This window comes from Glycomyces niveus (assembly GCF_017592475.1).
Taxonomy (GTDB): Bacteria; Actinomycetota; Actinomycetes; order Mycobacteriales; family Micromonosporaceae; genus Glycomyces; species Glycomyces niveus.
In genome coordinates this window covers 39,971-56,912 of sequence record NZ_JAGFNP010000004.1, presented here as the reverse complement: position 1 = coordinate 56,912, position 16,942 = coordinate 39,971, and the positions used below count along the sequence as shown (strand labels likewise).

Genomic DNA, 16,942 nt, shown 5'->3' with positions numbered 1-16,942 from the left:
TGCATGGAGCAGACCACCCTGCAAGACGCGCTCAACGCCGACGAGATCGCCGCCGCCAACGAGCTCACCCGCAGCTGGCTCACCGGCCGCGCCGAAGTCCCCGCGGTCGCCTCCGGGCTCGGCATCTGGCCCCTGCTCGCCGTCCTCGCGACCGGCGCGGTCGAAGCCACCCTCGACGAACTGCTGGAAGCCGCCGGGCTCGACATCGGCCAGGCCGCCGACGTCCCCGCCGCCCTCCTCGACGCGGTCAAGTCCGCCCCCGCCCTCAACCTCGCGCTGGCGGCCTGGGCCGGACCGAGGGTCACCCTCGACCCCGACTGGATCGGCGGCCTCCCGGTCGACGCCATCGGCGCGCTCACCGGCGACGCCGCCGTCGACAAGCCCGCCCTCGACGCCTGGGCCTCCCGCAACACCGGCGGCCTCATCGAGCGGATGCCGGTGAACCTGGAGGAACCGATCGAACTGCTCCTCGCCAGCGCGCTGTCGGTGCGCACGACCTGGCGCACCCCCTTCGACGAGCGCGCGCCCTTCCGCAGCGGCCCTTGGAAAGACGCCGGCACCGTCCTCACCGCCTGCTACCGCGAAGCAGTCCTGCGGGTCAGCGCCGACACGGCCGTGCTCACCGTGCCCGGCGGCGACGACATCGACGTCCTGCTCGCGCTCGGCCTCGAAACGACCCCGCCCCGAGACGTCCTCTCGACCCTCATCGACGCGGCCGCCGACCCCGCATGGGGCCGCCCCGCAACCGAACTCACCGCGGAAGCGCAGCCGATCGGCGTCACCCTCCTCGAGTACCCGAGCCCCCAGCCGCAGACCGGTCCCGAGATCAACGCGATCGTGCCCGCGTTCAAGCTCGACAGCGACCTCGACCTCCTCGAAGACGCCGCCTCCCTCGGCCTCGAACTCGCCTCCGACGACGAGTTCGCGCAGTTCGACCGCCTTGCGGCCCAACGCCTCTACGTGAGCCAGGCCAAGCAGACCTGCACCGCGGTCTTCAGCGCCACCGGATTCGAGGCCGCCGCCGTCACCGCGTTCGGCATGGACTGGATGGGCGCGGCCCCGCCGCAGGAGATGCACCGCCACCGCGCCGTCGTCGTCACCTTCGACCGCCCCTTCGCCTACCTCGCCCGCCACCGCCCCTCCGGCCTCATCCTCATCGCCGGCTGGGTCAGCGAACTCGGCGCATAGTCCGCAACCGCCGGGCGCGGCGGCACGACCGGGTTAGCATCCAGGGCATGGGCACCGAGACGACGATCCAGGACGCACTCGCCGAACGCGAGGTCAAGGCCGCCAACGAGTTCACGAGGCGGTGGCTCGCCTCCCGCGACTCGGTGCCGGCGGTCGCCTCCGGACTCGGCATCTGGCCCCTGCTCGCCGCGCTGGCGACCGGCGCCGTCGAGGACACCCGCGACGAACTGCTCGCCGCCGCCGGCATCGACGCGGACCAGGCCGCGAAGGTCCCTGCGGCGCTGCTCGAAGCGGCCCGGACCAGTCCGGCGATCCGCCTCGCCATCGGCGCTTGGGCCGGCGGCAGGGTCACGCTCGACCCCGAATGGGTCGCCAAGCTCCCGGTGGAGGCCGTCGGGTCGCTCACCGGCGACCCTGCAGCCGACAAGGCGGCCCTCGACGCGTGGGCGTCGCGGAACACCGACGGGCTCATCGAGCGGATGCCGCTGGACTTCCAGCAGGCGATCGACCTCGTCCTCGCCAGCGCCCTGTCGGTGCGCACCACTTGGCGCACGCCGTTCCGGGACGCGAGCCGCGCCTTCGACCGCGGCCCCTGGTCCAAGCTCGGCCGCTGCCGGGCGCTCACCGCGACGCTGAATGACGACGTCCTCCGCGTCGCCGAAGACGCCTCGGTCCTCACGGTCCCCGGCGACGGCGGCATCGACGTGCTCCTCGGCCTCGGGCGCGAAGGCCTTGCGCCGCAAGCGGTCATGAGCGCCCTCATCGACGCCGCGACCGATCCCGGCTGGGGCCGCTCCTCGACCGAACTCGAGGTGGGCGAGCGGGCCGTCGGCGTCGAAGTCGCCGAGTACCAGGGAATGCGGCCGCAGACCGGCCCTGAAGTGAGTGTCCAGACGGTCCGCTTCTCGCTCGACAGCAACCTCGACCTCCTCGAAGACGCCGAAGCGCTCGGGCTCGTGCTCGCCTCCGATGAAGAGCGCGCCCGCTTCGACCGCCTTGCGGCCCAGCCGGTGTACGTGACACAAGCCAAGCAGACCGCGATGTCGGTGTTCAGCGCCATCGGTTTCGAGGCCGCGGCCGTCACCGCGATCGCCATGACCCGCGCCGGGTTCTTCGCGAAGCCCCAGCACCGGCACGTGCGGGCATCGGTCCGCTTCGACCGCCCCTTCGCCTACCTCGCCCGCCACCGCCCGTCCGGCCTGATCCTCATCGCCGGCTGGGTCGACGAGCCCGAGCGCGGCTAGTCTCGATTCCCTCCCTTACTTTCCCTCCCTTACGTCCTCGATCGGTGGAAAGTCGTTCCGCCTCCCACGCACACCTCATCGCCTGGGCGAGGTGTGTCCGCCAGTCTGGACACCGTGGCGCTCAGCTGGTCGGAGTGATTGCTGCCTCGCATGAGGGCAATGGGTAGACCGGGTCCTCCAATGCCGGCCGGCATTGCCATTCACGCTGGCGGTCTTACGAGTTCGTGTGCCTCGTTCCGGGCACTGCCGCGGCCGAGGTGATCCCGACCGTCGATCTCCCGCCCAGCACGCCCCCGAAGGGCCGTGGTCAGCTGCGGATCCCGATAGCACCTGGGGCTGAGCGGTCGCGCTCGGAATCGGTCCGGTTTGGGTTTCGGCCAGAGGCTTGTCGTAGTCTGCTTGCACCTACTCGCCACCTGTACGTTTTCCGTACCCCTGTGCGTACCTCGATTGTCTCGCGAACAGCCTTGCCTGCCATCACCCACAAGTCGAGAAGATATTCATGTTTCGCCTGCCTGCCTGGGCCCCAAGGCAAAGCGCAAGGGGGTCCCTGCGGGTCGGGAGGTCGCCTCCAGCCACCCAGCGGCAAGCCCCCGAGCGCCCTCCGTCGCCGACAGGGGTAAGCGAGACCAGCGCAGTTCCCGACCATCGAAACCACCCGGCACCACCCTCGCCCCGTCGGCATCACACCAACGGATCAGTCGCCCTGCCACGCGTGCCAGAGTCCGGCGTAGACCCCGCCCGCCGCGAGCAGCGCGGCGTGCGGGCCCTCCTCGGCGATCCGGCCGTCCTCGACCACCGCGATCCGGTCCGCCGAAGCCGCCGCCTGCAGCTGGTGCGCGATCGCGATGACCGTGCGGCCCTCGAGCGCCGCCGCCAGCGCGACCTCCACATTGCCCGCGCTCGCCGGGTCGATGCCGGCCGTGGCCTCGTCGAGGATCACGATCGGCGGGTCGGCGATCACGACGCGGGCGAGCGCGATCTGCTGCGCCTCGGCCGTGGTCAGCTGCCGGTGCTCGGGGCCGAGCATCGTGTCGAGCCCGGTCGCCACGGCCCAGCCCGCATCGACGCGGCGCAGTGCCGCCACCAGCCGCGCGTCGTCCGCGTCAGGGGCGGCGAGGATCAGGTTCTCGCGCAGAGTCGCGGTGAACACGTAGTGCTCCTGGGTCACGAGCACGACGCGGCGGCGCAGCTCCTCGACCGGGATGTCGCTCACGGGGACGCCGCCGAGTGTCGCCGTCCCGGTGCGCGGCCGGTCGATCCCGGCGAGGAGGCGCGCGATCGTCGACTTGCCGGCCCCGGAGGGCCCGACGACGACCAGCCGCTCGCCCTGCCGCGGATGGAGGCTGAGGCCGTGGAGCACGTCGGGGCCGTCGCCGTATCCGAAGGTCACCGTGTCGAGCACCAGGTCGTTCCCGTCCGGAACGGCATCGCGGGTCTCGGGCTCGATGAGGCCGACGCCCGCGATGCGCGCCAGCGCCGCCGCGCCCTGCTGGAACTCGCTGAGCTGGGTCATGACCGAGTTCGTCGGGTTGGCGATGCGCACCACCACGGTGATCGCGGCGATCGCGGTGCCGAGGCTCATGCCGCCCTCGAGGTACCAGAACCCGGCGGCGACGACGACCAGCACGAGCTGCAGCCGGTTGAGCCACAACAGGAAGAAGAAGAACTCGACCTGCAGCCGGATGAGCCGCTTGAACCGCTCGAACAGGGTCTCGGCCCGGGCGTGCCCGATCGCCCGCCGCTCCTCCTGCATCGCCAGCGCCGCAACGGTCCTCGCGCCGCTCCCGGACGCGGAGAGCGTCTCGGCGGCCTCACTCATGGCCGCGCGCTGCTCGGTGAACACCCGGTTCGCCTGCCGCAGGTACCGGCGCGACGCCAGCAGCAGCGGCGGCAGCGTCAGCAGCGAGACCAGGCCGAGGAGCGGGTCGACCACGAACAGGGCGATGTACAGGACCACGACCTCGATCAGCGAGGTCACCATCGAAGGGCCGTTGTCCCGCAGCAGGTCGGCGACGGTGTTGACGTCGGCCGATGTGCGGGTGCCGAGGTCCCCGCGCCCGGCCTGCTCGACCCGGTCCAGCGGCAGGCCGAGGACCCGCGCGACCACGTCCTCGCGCAGCCGCGCTGCCGCCCGCTCGCCGAATCGGTACCCCGCGCGCCGGCCCGAGCGGCTGAGCACGAACTGCACCGCGACGCAGGCGAGGATCACCGCGCAGGTCAGGTTCACCTCGTGCGCGCCCCAGCCCGCGCCGATCCCGTCCACTACCCGGCCCAGCAGGACCGGGATGGCGACGCTGAACCCGGCCGCGAGCGTGTACATGATCAGGACCTGCACGGCCGGGCCCTTGTCGGCGGCGAGCAGCCCGCGGAACGCCCGGCGCACCTGCGCCGGGCTCGCGATCGGCAGCCGCTCGTGGAGGTCGGTGGCGCTCATGCGGTCTCCCCTCCTTGGCGAAGCTTGCGAGCCATGAATTCGCGCGGTGACGCGAGGCGGCGGTAGGCGGGGTCGGCCAGCAGCTCGGCGTGCGACCCGGTGGCGTGGACCTTGCCCTCGACCATCCACACCACCCGGTCGGCGTGCGCGAGCCACAGCGGCGAGGCCGTCACCACCAGCGTCGACAGCGACGCCCGGGCGGCGGACACGCGGTCGGCGATGAGCGACTCGGTGTGCGAGTCGACCGCCGAGGTCGGTTCGACCGCCAGGAGCGTCTGCGGTGCGGCCGCGAGCGCGCGGGCGAGCCGAAGGCGCTGGCGCTGGCCGCCCGAGAGGTTCCGGCCGCCTTCGGCGACCCGGCCGTCGAAGGTGCCGCCGAGGCCGGTGTACACGTCTGCGGCGCAAGCGGTCTCGATGGCGGCGAGGGCGGCGTCCGGCCCGACCCGCAGGGTCTCGCCGAGGGTCGCCTCGAACAGGTGGTCCTCGTCGGTGAGCAGCATGATCCGCTCGCGCACGTCGGCGAGCGCGTACGACTCGAGGGGCCGCCCGTCCCACACCGCTTCGGAGTCGCGGTGGCGGGCGAGCCGTTCGCAGGCCTCCGCGGCCGGGGCGGTCTCGGCGGTGACGAGGACGGTGAGCCCGGACTCGGGCACGACCAGGCCCGAATCGGGGTCGCGCAGCTCGCCGATCCCGCCCCGGAGCGTCCCGTCGTCGTCCACATCCGTTGCGATGGCCAGGAACCGGGTGAGCCGACCGGCGGCCACCCAGCTGGCGACCAGGTAGTTCGCGGAGATGATGAAGTTCCCGGAGACGGCGATGAAGATGGTCGCGAAGCTGAACGCGGAGGCGAGGCCGCCGATGGTGAGCGCGCCGTCCACCGCCAGGAGCGCGCCGACCCAGGTGATGACCGCGACGAACACGATCGGCATCGAGTGGCGCAGGGCGTGGATCCAAGAGCTGGAGTTCGCCACGGCGTAGCCGCGGTCGCGCAGTGCCGTCGACTGCTCCCGGTACCGGTCGGTGAAGAGCAGGTCGCCGCCGATGCCGCGCAGCACGCGCAGGCCGCCCACGATGTCGGCCGCCTGGGCGGTGAGGCCGCCGATCATGTCGCGGTAGTCGGCTTGACGGCGTTGCAGGCGTTTGAGGAGCGGCCCGGCGACCAGCGCGGTCGCGCCGCTCCCGGCGATGATGATGACCCCGAGCAGCGGGTGGATCGACCACACCAGGGCCGATCCGATGAGGAACATCGCGAGGTTGTTCGCGACGAAGCCGAGTTCGGTGACGGTGTGGGCCGCCTTGCGCATGTCCTCGCTGGGCAGGTTCACCAGCTCGCCGGCGGAGACGCGGCCGCGCACGCCGGTCCCGGCGGTGTTGAGGTGGTCGGTGAGCCGCCGCACGATGGCGCGCTGGCCGGCGGCGTCGGCGGTGTTGAAGAGCCGGAAGCCGAGCACCCAGAACGTCGGCTGCACTGTGACGGCGAGGGCCATGAGCCCCAACCAGAGCGCGAACGCGCCCGCGTCGCGGGCGATGAACCCCTCGTCGATGATCCGGCCGACGATCCACAGCCCCGACATCGAGGCGCCGCCCGCGAAGAGGAAGAGCAGCGAGCCGAGTGCGAGCCGTCCCGCGTGCGGCCTGGCCAGGCCGGTCAGCAGGCGCAGCGGGGTGAGCGGTGGCGGTGCGGAGGGCATGGGTACCAAGCTTACCGGCCGACCGGTATTCGAGAAAGCGCTTAAAGTGTCGCATTCCCGGCTGTGCCGATTTCGGCCGCGTCCTGTTTGCACCGCTTCGATCCGGGAACCCGGTGTCCAAGAACGACAGACACTAGACCGAACGGAATCGTCATGGCCCACGTCGTCACGCGCTACAACCCCCTGATCGTGCACATCATCACCGCGGTCTTCGGTGCGATCGCGCTGATCATCCTGCTGCACTTGGGGTTCGTCCTCCTCGAGGCCAACCCCCACAACCCGCTGGTGAACTTCATGGCCGACCTCGCCAACTGGTTCTCCTGGCTGTTCCGCGACATGTTCACCGGCATCGAGGACCCGAAGGTCCGCGCCGTCGTGAACTACGGGATCGCGGCCCTGGTCTACCTGGCCATCGGCGGGCTCTTCTCCGGGTTCGGCCGCCGCTGGCACGACTGACCCATACCCGCTTGAATTGAAGTTTCAAGTTAATGTGCGGAGCACCACGTTGGCGGTAGCGCGCGCGAGCCATTAGGCATGCCTTACCTAATCTGCTCGCGTGCTCGACGCCCAGCCCGCCACCGCCGCGGTCCCCCGCCGCACCCCCGCGCGCACTGCGGGGGTGTTCGCCGCGGGCATTGCGGCCCTTGCGGTCTGCGCGGCGCTCAGCCTCGCCCTCGGCACCCGCCCGGTGCCGCTCGGCACGGTCGTCGACGCGCTCTTCGGTGACGACACGAGCCGCGACGCCCTCGCCGTCACCGGCATCCGCCTGCCCCGCACGATCACTGGCCTCGTCGTCGGCGCCGCGCTCGGCCTCGCCGGTGCCGTCTGCCAGGGCGTCACCCGCAACCCCCTCGCCTCGCCGACCACGCTCGGCGTCAACGCCGGCGCGGCCTTGGCGGTGGTCACCGCGATCCACCTACTCGGCCTCACGCGCCCCGCCGAGTTCCTGCCCTTCGCGCTCGCCGGAGCCGCCGTCGCCGCCGTCGCGGTCTTCGCCCTCGCCCGTGGCGCGGGCGACCTCGACCCGGTCCGCTTGGCGCTCAGCGGCACCGTGCTCGCCTCGGTCCTCGCCGCCTGGACGTCGGCGGTCCTCCTCACCTCCGAGCAGACCCTCGACGAGGCCCGCTTCTGGCTCGTCGGCTCGCTGGCGAGCCGCAGCCTCGACATGCTCGTCCCCGTCGCCGCCCCGCTCATCGCCGGGACCGTGCTCGCCTTCCTGGTCGCACCCGCGCTGAACGCCCTGAGCCTCGGCGACGACGCCGCCTCGGCACTCGGCGTGCCCGTCGCCCGGACCCGCCTCATCGGCGGCGTCGCCGTCGTCCTCCTCGCCGCATCGGCCGTCGCGGTCGCCGGACCGATCGCGTTCATCGGCCTCGCCGCGCCCCACCTCGTGCGCGCCGTCGTCGGCCCCGACCACCGCCTGCTGCTGCCGGGCTGCCTCCTCGGCGGCCCGATCCTCCTCCTGGCCGCCGACGTCCTCGGCCGCATGATCGTGCGCCCCAGCGAGATCGAAGTCGGCATCATCACGGCGTTCCTGGGCGCGCCCCTCCTCGCCATCCTGGCAAGGAAGGCCGCCCGATGACCGGCGATATCGGCCGCAACGTGCGGTGTCCCGGCGGCGCGACCGCAGCGCTTTCGGATCGCTCGCCTGCGGAGGCCGGCGAACGCGCGCGCTGCGTCGCGTCCCTCTCGCTCGCCAAGTCCGTTCGCTTCGCGGGGAAGGCCGCCCGATGACCGCGCTCGCCACCGACACCGCCCCGGCCGCCCGCCGCCTCGGGGCCATCGCCCGGCAGCGCCGCCGCGTCGCGGTCCTCACGCTCGCCGGGCTCGCGCTGCTCGCCGCCGCGATCCTCGCCGGGATCTGCCTGGGGGAGAACATCCTCACCCCCGGTCGCGCCCTCAACGCACTCTTCCTCGGCACCGGCGACCGCGGCGAAGTGCTCCTCGTCGGCCGGTTCCGCACCCCGCGCGTGCTCAGCGCCGTGATCGCCGGAGCCGGGCTCGCCGTCGCCGGAGCCGTCCTCCAGCGCGTCGCCCGCAACCCCCTGGCGAGCCCCGACGTCGTCGGCATCACCGGCGGCGCCTCACTCGGCGCGACCGCCGCCGTCGCCCTCGGACTCGCCGCGCCGCTCACCCCGCTCGCCGCACTCGGCGGCGGCCTCTGCGCCGCAACCATTCTCGGCCTCCTCGCAGTACAACTCGACGGCTCGCACGCTTCGCCGAGACTGAAAGGCGGCATCAACCCGACCCGCCTCGTCCTCGTCGGCCTCGCCGTCCAAGCCGGCCTCACTGCCGCCGTGAACCTCTTCATCGTGCGCTTCCCGGCCGAACTCGCCTCCTCCGCGCTCCACTGGACCACCGGCTCCCTCTACGGCCGCAACTGGAACGAGACCATCGTCGGCGCCATCGCCACGACCGCCGCCCTCACCGCCGCCTTCGCCCTCCACCGCCGCGCCGCCGTCCTCGACCTCGGCGACGACGCCGCAGGCGCCCTCGGCGTCCGCCCCGGCACCGCCCGCCTCCAGCTCCTCGCCGCAGCCGTCGTCCTCGCCTCCCTCGCCGTCGCCCTCACCGGCCCGGTCGGCTTCGTCGCGCTCGCCGTCCCGCACCTCGTCCGCCGCCTCGCCGGCCCTCCGACCGCCGGAACGCTCGCCCTCAACGCCCTCGCCGGAGCGCTCCTGCTCCTCACCGCCGACCTCGTCGCCCAGCACGCACTGCCGCTCGACGGCCTCCCCGTCGGCGTCGTCACCGCCACCCTGGGCGCGCCGTTCCTGCTCGCCCTCCTGGCCCGCCAGAACCGACCCGACCCGAGGACCGTCCGATGACGAACGCCCCCAACGCCATCACCGCCGCCGGCCTCCGCATCGGCTATGGCCGCAACACCATCGTCACCGACCTCGACCTCACCCTCCCCGGCGGCCGGGTCACCGCCATCGTCGGCCCCAACGCATGCGGCAAGTCCACCCTCCTTCGCGGCCTCGCCCGCCTCATCGCCCCCGAGACCGGCACCGTCACCATCGACGGCGACGACGTCCACCGCATGAGCGCCCGCGCCCTCGCCCGCCGCCTCGGCCTCCTCCCGCAGCAGCCCACCGCCCCCGAAGGCATCAGCGTCGAAGCGCTCGTCCGACTCGGCCGCTACCCCCACCAACGCACCCTGCGCCCCTGGTCCCCGGCCGACACCGCCGCCGTAGAGAACGCCTTGGCCCGCACCGGCACCGCGGCCCTGCGCGACCTCCCGGTCGACCACCTCTCCGGCGGCCAGCGCCAGCGCGCCTGGATCGCGCTCGCCCTCGCCCAGGACACCCCGCTGCTCCTCCTCGACGAGCCGACCACCTTCCTCGACCTGCGCCACCAGATCGACGTCCTCGACCTCGTCTCCGAACTCAACGCCACCGCCGACCGCACCGTCGTCATGGTCCTCCACGACCTCGGCCAGGCCGCCCGCTACGCCGACCACCTCGTGGTCATGCGAGACGGCGCCCCCGCCGCGACCGGCGCGCCCGCCGACGTGCTCACCGCCGAACTCGTCGAGGACGTCTTCGGCGTCCCCTGCCGCGTCGTCCCCGACCCCGAGACCGGCACCCCGCTGGTGGTCCCGCGCGCCAGCGCCCGGCACCGCCGCTCCTGATTCCCTTGACACCCCTTCCACCCGAAAGGAATCCATCAAGAATGAAGACCACGATCCGGGCCGCGGCGGCCCTCCTGGCCACCGCCGCGCTGGCCGCCACGGCCGCCTGCGGCGCGGCCACCGCCACCGGCGACGCCGCCGAGCAGCAGGCCGACGCGACCGGCGCGTTCCCGCGCACCGTCACGCATGCCATGGGCGAGACCGAGATCCCCGCCCAGCCCGAGCGCGTCGTGGTCCTCGACTCCGGTGAGCTCGACGATGTGACGCTTCTCGGCATCGAGCCGGTCGGCGCGGTCGCCCCGCATTTCAAGAGCGGCGGCGGCTTCCCCGACTACCTGGCCTCCATGACCGAGAACACCGTGGACGTCGGCCCGATGGAGGAGCCCGACCTGGAGAAGATCGCCGAGCTCGCGCCCGACCTGATCCTCTCCTCGAAGATCCGCCACGAGGCCATCTACGCCGACCTCGCCGCGATCGCCCCGACCGTGTTCACCGAGACCACCGGTGTGGCCTGGAAGGAGAACCTCGCGGTCCACGCCGAGGCCCTCGGTCTCGAAGACGAGGCCGCCGGCGCCCTCGCCGCGTACGAGGCCCAGGCCGCCGAGCTCGGGACCGCCATCGAGGCCGTCTACGGCGAGGTCCCGACCGTGTCGATCGTCCGCTTCGTCGCCGGCCCGACCCGCCTCTACCAGAAGGCCACCTTCTCCGGCGTGATCCTCGAGGACGTCGGCGTCGCCCGCCCCGAGTCGCAGGACGTGGACGACTTCGCGCTCGAGGTCGGCCCCGAGCAGATCGATCTCGCGGACGCGGACTTCCTCTTCGTCACCGCCGCCGACGTCCCGGAGAACACCGAGCAGGAAGCGGCCATGGACAACCCGCTGTGGGCCGAGATGGAGGCGGTCAAGAACGACCGCGTCTTCAACGTCAAGGACGAGATCTGGATGAGCGGCATCGGCATCCAGGCCGCCCGCCTCGTCCTCGCCGACCTGGCGAGCGCCACCGGCGTCGAACTGCCGAACGCCGAGTAGCAGACCCGGGCCGCGCCCTCCTCGAACGGGGCGCGGCCCGTCACTCGCTGCAAACCGTCTTGCCGCCCGCGCCCGGCGATGCGAAGCTGGGGGACATGCCCGGTCCGATCGAAGCGCTGCGCGCCCGCTACCGCTCCCACACGTGGGAGCCGGTCGGGATCGGCCATTCCGACGCGCTGGTGTGGCGGCTCGCCGGGCCGACCGAGCTGTTCGTCAAGGTCGGCAACCAGCTCGAGCGCGAGGCCGAGGCGCTCGCCTGGCTCGCGGGCTTCGATACGGGCACCCCCGCGATCGAGGCCGCAGGCGCGCTCGACGACGGCCGCGCCTACCTCGTCACCACGGCGGTCCCCGGCCGCTCCGGTGCCGAGCCCTGGCCCGAGCCCGACCGGAAAGCGGTCGTGCAGGCGATCGGCCGCTACCTCGCCCGCTTCCACACCCTCCCGGTCGACCAGTGCCCCTTCCGAACCGGGACGGACCCTGAGGACCCCGTCGTCTGCCACGGCGACTACATGCTCCCCAACGTCATCCTCGACCCGCGGACGCTCACCGTCAACGGCGTGATCGACGTGGGCGCCCTCGGCGTCGCCGACCGCGGCCGCGACATCCACGACATGGTCTGGAGCCTCACCGCCGGGCTCAACCCGCAGTACGGCGAGGCCTACGCCGACCGCTTCCGGGCCGCCGCGACCTCAGTCGCCGCGTGAGTCGTACGCTTCGCGGCTGGCCAGGACCTCCTCGATGTGCGACTCAGCCCAGTGCTTGATGCCGAGACACAGATGATGCAGTGAGACACCGAGATCGGTCATCTCGTACGTGACCGTCGTCGGCACCGTCGGGGTCACCGTCCGGGTGATCAGCCCGTCGCGCTCGAGCGAGCGCAGCGTCTGCGTGAGCATCTTCTGGCTCACCCCCGCCAGCTTCCGCGACAGTTCGGAGTACCGCATCGGCTGCGACTGCCCGACGCGGTCGGGGTCGGCCTGCGGGTCGTCGCCGCCCAGCGCCGCCAGGATAAGCGCCACCCATTTGTCGGAGATCCGGCCGAGCATCTGGCGGCTGGGGCACGCGGCCAGATAAGCGTTGTACTTCATCTGCGCCTCTTCGCGCTGTTGCGCCGCGGTCCTCGTAGGCATGCGCCGGTCCTTCCTACTTCGGGGTGACCTACGCACTTCGAAGTGCGTACTTCCCAATAGAGAGTTACCCGAGCAAAGTAGAGCTGTCAAGCCGGAACAGCAACCACTGGAGCGAATCCATGAGCACGTCCACCTACCGCGCCGCCGTCGTCCGCACCCCGGAAGGCCCGGACTCGATCGAGATCATCGACGTCCCCCTCGCCGAGCCGGGCCCCGGCCAGGTCCGCGTCGCGGTCGCCGCCGCGCCGGTCAACCCCACCGACCTCGGTGTCGTGGGCGGCTTCTTCCACACCATGGGGATGATCGACCAGGCCGAGCACACGGGTCTGGGCTGGGACTTCGCCGGGACCGTGGACGCGGTCGGACCCGGGGTCGACTTGCCCGAAGGCACCCGGGTCGCGGGGATCGTCGTCGGTTTCGACCGCGACTTCGGCACCTTCGCCGAGCGGCTCATCGTGGACGCCGCCGACCTCGCCGCCGTCCCTGACGGCCTCGGTCTGGACGCCGCCTCCACGGTGCCGCTCAGCGGGCTGAGCGCGGCGCAGATCGTCGACCTGCTCGGCGACGTGCCCGCCGAGGGCGCGCGGCTGCTCGTGGCCGGCGCGGCCGGGGCAATCGGCGCGAATGTGGTCTCGCTTGCGCGCGAACGGAACTGGCGGGTGACGGGCCTGGCCCGCGCCGCGGACGAGGCGTTCGTGCGGGGCCTGGGCGCCGACTTCACGACCGAGGCGGCACCCGGCTGGGATGCGGTCGTCGACACCTCTTCCCAGCAGGAGTGGGGCATCGCCCCGGTCCGGGACGGCGGCGTCTTCGTCGGCGTCCGCCCCAACATCGTGCCCGAGCCCGAGCGGGGGATCACCGTGCGGACGCTGATGGTGCAGTCCGACGGGGCGCGGCTGGGCGAGCTCCTGGCGCTCGCCGCGTCTGGCCGCCTCGCCACCCGGGTGCACGCGGTCATGCCGCTGAGCCAGGCCGCCGACGCCTACAAGGCCACCGCCAAAGGCGGTCTGCGCGGCCGCTACATCCTCAAGCCGTAATCCCGGCCTAGCACTCAGCGCCCTGATCGGCAGGGATTTGAGGAGTTCTCGGAAAGTCGGACAGGGGTTGCGGCCCGCGGTGCAATGGGAGTGCCGACCGGTGCCACGACTGCCCGAAGCGCCGTCCGCCGGTCCGGCGACCAGGAGGATGAGCCCGATGCGCATGTGTATGAAGGCGCAGGTCCCGGCCGACGGAGCCACCAATATCTCCGACGAGGAGTGGCCGGCCAGGCTGAAGCAGATGCTCGACATGCTCAAGCCGGAGGCCGCTTACTTCTTCCCGCAGGACGGCATGCGGACCATGATGATCTTCTTCGACATGGAGGACGTGTCGATGATGCCGGTGATCTCCAATCCGATGTTCGACGACGTGCACGCGAAGATCACGTTCTCGCCCGCCATGAACCTCGACGACCTCATGGCAGGGTTGAAGAAGGCGCAGAACAACCGCTGAGCGTGACTGCAAGGCAACGAGAAAGGCCCGGCCGCTTGCGGCCGGGCCCTGCCGTTCGGGTCAGGAACCCGTCCGCCAGGTCAGGTCGGCCGAGCCGACCACGGCGCCGAACCGGGGGAGGTCGAGGGTCACCGCCCCTTCGTGCTCGGCCGCGCTGAGCGCGCTCATGGCGTCCTCGGCGAACACCAGGTCGTAGCCGTGGTCGGAGGCGGCCCTCGCGGTCGACTCCACGCCGAGGTTGGTCATGACGCCGGCCATGACCAGGGTTCGCGCGCCGAACCGGCGCAGCGCCTCGTCGAGGTCGGTGCCGTAGAAGCCGCCGATCGAGCGCTTCACCACGACCGTATCGGCGAGCTTCGCGACCGCCGGGGCCAGTTCGCTGCCCGGCGGCTGCGCCCCCACGTTCGGTCGTTCCACCCGCACCGCCACCACGGGCGCACCGGCGTCGCGGGCGCTTTCGGCGAGGGCGAGCGAGGCTTCGAGGACGGCGGGTCCGGTGCGGGGCTCGAGGTCGAGTTCCAGGAGCCGGGGCATCAGGTCGATGAGGACGACGGCGCTCTGCCGGGGATCAAGGGAGGTCACGCCGTCCACACTAATCGGGGGCGGCGACGGCTCGAGCCCGGCCGCGACGCGGCCGGGCTCGCAGCGTCCACTCAGTCGGCGTCGCGCATCCGCAGGAGCTTGCGCGCCTCTGCGGTCGTGATCGCCGGCCGCTGCGCCAGCGCGGCCGCCGCAGCGGCCCGCTCCACCAGCTGGTCGTTGCCCGTGACCGGCTGCCGGCGCGCGAACGACACCGTGTCCTCCATGCCCACCCGCAGGTGCCCGCCGTGGGCCAGCGAGGCGAACATGACCGGCAGCGTCGCCCGCCCGATGCCCGTGGCGGAGAACGTGGTCCCCTCCGGCAGGTACCGGCGCACGCCTTCTGCGAACGCGGTCACGGTCGAGGCGTCCCCGGCCGCGCCGCCGGGCACGCCCAGCACGAAGTCGACGTGCACGTGCCCGCCGAACGGCAGGCCCTCCTTGTCGAGCAGCCGCTCGAGCGCCGCCAGGTGCCCGAGGTCGAACAGCTCGTACTCGGGCACGACCGCCTTGTCCTGCATGCGCTCGTGCAGGCCGACGATGAACTCCCAGCGGTTCATGAAGACGTCGTCGCCGAAGTTCACGGTCCCCATCGTGCAGGAGGCCATGTCGGGTTCGGCGTCGAGCACCGCGAGCCGGGCGGCCTCGCCGTCGCGCACCGAGCCGCCCGTCGAGAGCTGCACGATGAGGTCGGTCGTGTCGCGAAGGGCCGCAACGGCATCGCGCAGCCGGACCGGGTCCAGCGTCGGCTTCGCCTCGTCGTCGCGCAGGTGCACGTGGATGATCGAGGCTCCGGCCTGCTCGCACCGCTTCGCGGCGTCGACGAGCTCGTCCAGGGTCACCGGGAGCGCCGGGACTTCGGCCTTGTCGACCTCGGCCCCGGTGGGCGCCACGGTGATCAGGGTGCCGGTCATGCGACCTCCGCGGCCGCGTCCTGGTTCGCGACGGCCTGCCGGGACTGCGCGGCGGCCGCGTTCCCGGCCTCCTTCGCGAGGACCGGCGGGTGCATGTGCCGCCACCACTCCTGGCCGGCCTTGGGCAGGGTGTCGATCGGGTCGTAGAACGGGTACCGGCGGGTGAGGGCGTCGGGGTCGTCGGCCTCGATGGAGGTGCGGTAGTTCTTGGTCCAGTAGGAGATCCCGAGCTCGCGGTCGTACTCGGAGAGCTGGTGGACCCAGCGCTTGCCGACCATCGGCACGTCGCAGATGATGCGCGGGGTCGCGTACCCGGGCAGGTAGCCCATGATCGCGGTCTGCAGCTCCTGGGCCTGCGCGACGGAGGTGCGCCAGTGCTCGGCGTTGGGGATCATGTCGCACATGTAGAAGTAGTACGGGAGGATGTTCGCCTCGCCCTGCAGCGCGAAGCACAGGTCGAGCAGGTCCGCCTGGGTGTCGTTGACGCCGCGCATGAGCACGCCCTGGTTGCGCACGTCCCGCACGCCCGCGTCGAGCATCGCCGCCGCCGCCCGCGCCACGGCAGGGGTCACCGAGTTGACGTGGTTGATGTGCGTGTGGATCGCGAGGTTCACGCCCTGCCCGGCCGCGCGCTTGGCGACGCGGGCCATGCCCTCGACGATCTCGTCCTGGAGCCAGTGCTGCGGCAGCCCCATCAGGGCCTTGGTGGCCAGGCGGATGTCGCGGATGGTCTCCACGTCGAGGAGCCGGTCGAGGAACCGCTCGAGCTGCTTCCACGGCAGGTTCGCCACGTCGCCGCCCGAGACGACCACGTCCCGCACGCCCGGGTGGGTCTCGAGGTAGTCGAGGATCGCCGTCTGCCGGTCGACCGGTTTGAGCGCCAGCCGTCGCTTGTCCACTGTGGGGGTCGAGTTGCCGACGAGGTCCATGCGGGTGCAGTGCCCGCAGTACTGAGGGCAGGTCGAGAGGAGCTCGGCGAGCACCTTCGTCGGGTACCGGTGGGTGAGGCCTTCGACGGCCCACATGTCGTGCTCGTGCAGGGAGTCGCGGGTCGCGAACGGGTGCGAGGGCCAGTCGGCGTGCCGGTCGGAGGCGACCGGGAGCATGTACCGGCGCACCGGGTCGGCGTAGAACGCGTCGGTCCACGAACCGGGCGCGGTCTCCTCGATCGCGGGCGCCATCGTGTTGAGCATCTGCGGCGGCAGCAGCATCGACATGGTCGCCGAGTGCGCCATGTCCGCCGCGAGGTCCTCGTAGAACGACTCGTGGAGCCGGTCGCCCACGACCTCCCGGAGCTGCTTGACGTTCTTGACGCAGTGCACGCGCTGCCACTGCGCCGAGGCCCAGTCGGCCTCGGCCACGTCCGCCCAGCCGGGGAACCGCGTCCAGTCCGGCTCGTCGAGCCTGCGCCGCCGGTACTGGTAGGGCTGCTCGATCACGGGCACCTTCGGCGACGCTTGCGAGCCGTCAACGGGCGCGGTGTCTCCCGTAGGTCGATCCGACACCTTCTCACCTCCATGTCCGGGCTGTTGGCCCGGGGAAACCTCGCAGACGGGGATGACCGTCCTTGTGACGAGGATAACCTTCCGTTACTGTTGTGCGCTAGGTC

General features: G+C 72.1%; 16 protein-coding genes. 10 read left to right on the top strand and 6 right to left on the bottom strand.

All coding sequences use genetic code 11. The features are described from left to right. The first annotated feature begins 3 nt into the window (after positions 1 to 3). The gene (locus J5V16_RS08695) at positions 4 to 1,188 is read left to right on the top strand and encodes a serpin family protein (RefSeq protein WP_208495713.1); all 1,185 of its coding nucleotides are present in this window, start codon (positions 4 to 6) and stop codon (positions 1,186 to 1,188) included. Between the two features lie 47 nt (positions 1,189 to 1,235). Further along, complete coding sequence (locus J5V16_RS08690; RefSeq protein WP_208495712.1) at positions 1,236 to 2,432, top strand: serpin family protein; 1,197 nt, start codon at positions 1,236 to 1,238, stop codon at positions 2,430 to 2,432. 697 nt (positions 2,433 to 3,129) lie between these two features. On the opposite strand, the gene J5V16_RS08685 is transcribed toward J5V16_RS08690, so the two are convergent. Together J5V16_RS08685 and J5V16_RS08680 are read right to left on the bottom strand one after the other, a co-directional pair. Then, positions 3,130 to 4,869 (bottom strand): ABC transporter ATP-binding protein, encoded by a 1,740-nt coding sequence (locus J5V16_RS08685; protein ID WP_208495711.1) that lies wholly within the window; start codon positions 4,867 to 4,869, stop codon positions 3,130 to 3,132. Beyond that, positions 4,866 to 6,560 (bottom strand): ABC transporter transmembrane domain-containing protein, encoded by a 1,695-nt coding sequence (locus J5V16_RS08680; protein WP_208495710.1) that lies wholly within the window; start codon positions 6,558 to 6,560, stop codon positions 4,866 to 4,868. Before J5V16_RS08680 ends, J5V16_RS08685 begins: the two co-directional genes overlap by 4 nt. Positions 6,561 to 6,713: 153 nt before the next feature. Between J5V16_RS08680 and J5V16_RS08675 the strand changes: the two genes are divergently transcribed. The 6 genes from J5V16_RS08675 (at position 6,714) to J5V16_RS08650 (ending at position 11,923) form a co-directional block, all read left to right on the top strand. Then, positions 6,714 to 7,016, top strand: coding sequence for a hypothetical protein (locus tag J5V16_RS08675; protein WP_208495709.1), 303 nt, complete (start codon positions 6,714 to 6,716; stop codon positions 7,014 to 7,016). A gap of 100 nt (positions 7,017 to 7,116) precedes the next feature. Next, positions 7,117 to 8,142 (top strand): FecCD family ABC transporter permease, encoded by a 1,026-nt coding sequence (locus J5V16_RS08670; protein ID WP_208495708.1) that lies wholly within the window; start codon positions 7,117 to 7,119, stop codon positions 8,140 to 8,142. A 148-nt stretch (positions 8,143 to 8,290) separates the two neighbouring features. Beyond that, positions 8,291 to 9,385 (top strand): FecCD family ABC transporter permease, encoded by a 1,095-nt coding sequence (locus tag J5V16_RS08665; protein ID WP_208495707.1) that lies wholly within the window; start codon positions 8,291 to 8,293, stop codon positions 9,383 to 9,385. After that, on the top strand, positions 9,382 to 10,191 hold the full coding sequence (locus J5V16_RS08660) for an ABC transporter ATP-binding protein (RefSeq protein WP_208495706.1): 810 nt from the start codon (positions 9,382 to 9,384) through the stop codon (positions 10,189 to 10,191). Before J5V16_RS08665 ends, J5V16_RS08660 begins: the two co-directional genes overlap by 4 nt. A gap of 41 nt (positions 10,192 to 10,232) precedes the next feature. Further along, entirely contained in the window at positions 10,233 to 11,219 is a 987-nt protein-coding gene (locus J5V16_RS08655) for an ABC transporter substrate-binding protein (RefSeq protein ID WP_208495705.1), read from the top strand. Between the two features lie 95 nt (positions 11,220 to 11,314). After that, positions 11,315 to 11,923 carry a phosphotransferase gene (locus J5V16_RS08650; RefSeq protein ID WP_208495704.1) on the top strand — a complete coding sequence of 203 codons (609 nt, stop codon included), beginning with the start codon at positions 11,315 to 11,317 and terminating at the stop codon, positions 11,921 to 11,923. Here the strand turns inward: J5V16_RS08650 and J5V16_RS08645 are convergent. Next, positions 11,909 to 12,349 (bottom strand): winged helix-turn-helix transcriptional regulator, encoded by a 441-nt coding sequence (locus tag J5V16_RS08645; RefSeq protein WP_208495703.1) that lies wholly within the window; start codon positions 12,347 to 12,349, stop codon positions 11,909 to 11,911. The two genes, J5V16_RS08650 and J5V16_RS08645, sit on opposite strands and share 15 nt — an antisense overlap. Before the next feature lie 119 nt (positions 12,350 to 12,468). Here J5V16_RS08645 and J5V16_RS08640 point away from each other — a divergent pair, with 119 nt between their 5' ends. Both J5V16_RS08640 and J5V16_RS08635 read left to right on the top strand, forming a co-directional pair. Next, positions 12,469 to 13,386 (top strand): alcohol dehydrogenase catalytic domain-containing protein, encoded by a 918-nt coding sequence (locus J5V16_RS08640; protein ID WP_208495702.1) that lies wholly within the window; start codon positions 12,469 to 12,471, stop codon positions 13,384 to 13,386. 100 nt (positions 13,387 to 13,486) lie between these two features. After that, positions 13,487 to 13,840, top strand: a complete 354-nt coding sequence (locus J5V16_RS08635; RefSeq protein WP_208495701.1) for a hypothetical protein — start codon at positions 13,487 to 13,489, stop codon at positions 13,838 to 13,840. Positions 13,841 to 13,900: 60 nt separating this feature from the next. Here J5V16_RS08635 and J5V16_RS08630 read toward each other — a convergent pair whose 3' ends face one another. The 3 genes from J5V16_RS08630 to J5V16_RS08620 form a co-directional block, all read right to left on the bottom strand. Next, positions 13,901 to 14,422 (bottom strand): isochorismatase family protein, encoded by a 522-nt coding sequence (locus J5V16_RS08630; RefSeq protein ID WP_307792901.1) that lies wholly within the window; start codon positions 14,420 to 14,422, stop codon positions 13,901 to 13,903. A gap of 71 nt (positions 14,423 to 14,493) precedes the next feature. Beyond that, positions 14,494 to 15,333 (bottom strand): BKACE family enzyme, encoded by an 840-nt coding sequence (locus J5V16_RS08625; protein WP_208495700.1) that lies wholly within the window; start codon positions 15,331 to 15,333, stop codon positions 14,494 to 14,496. After that, positions 15,330 to 16,778, bottom strand: a complete 1,449-nt coding sequence (locus J5V16_RS08620; RefSeq protein WP_208496169.1) for a KamA family radical SAM protein — start codon at positions 16,776 to 16,778, stop codon at positions 15,330 to 15,332. Before J5V16_RS08620 ends, J5V16_RS08625 begins: the two co-directional genes overlap by 4 nt. Positions 16,779 to 16,942: the final 164 nt, after the last annotated feature.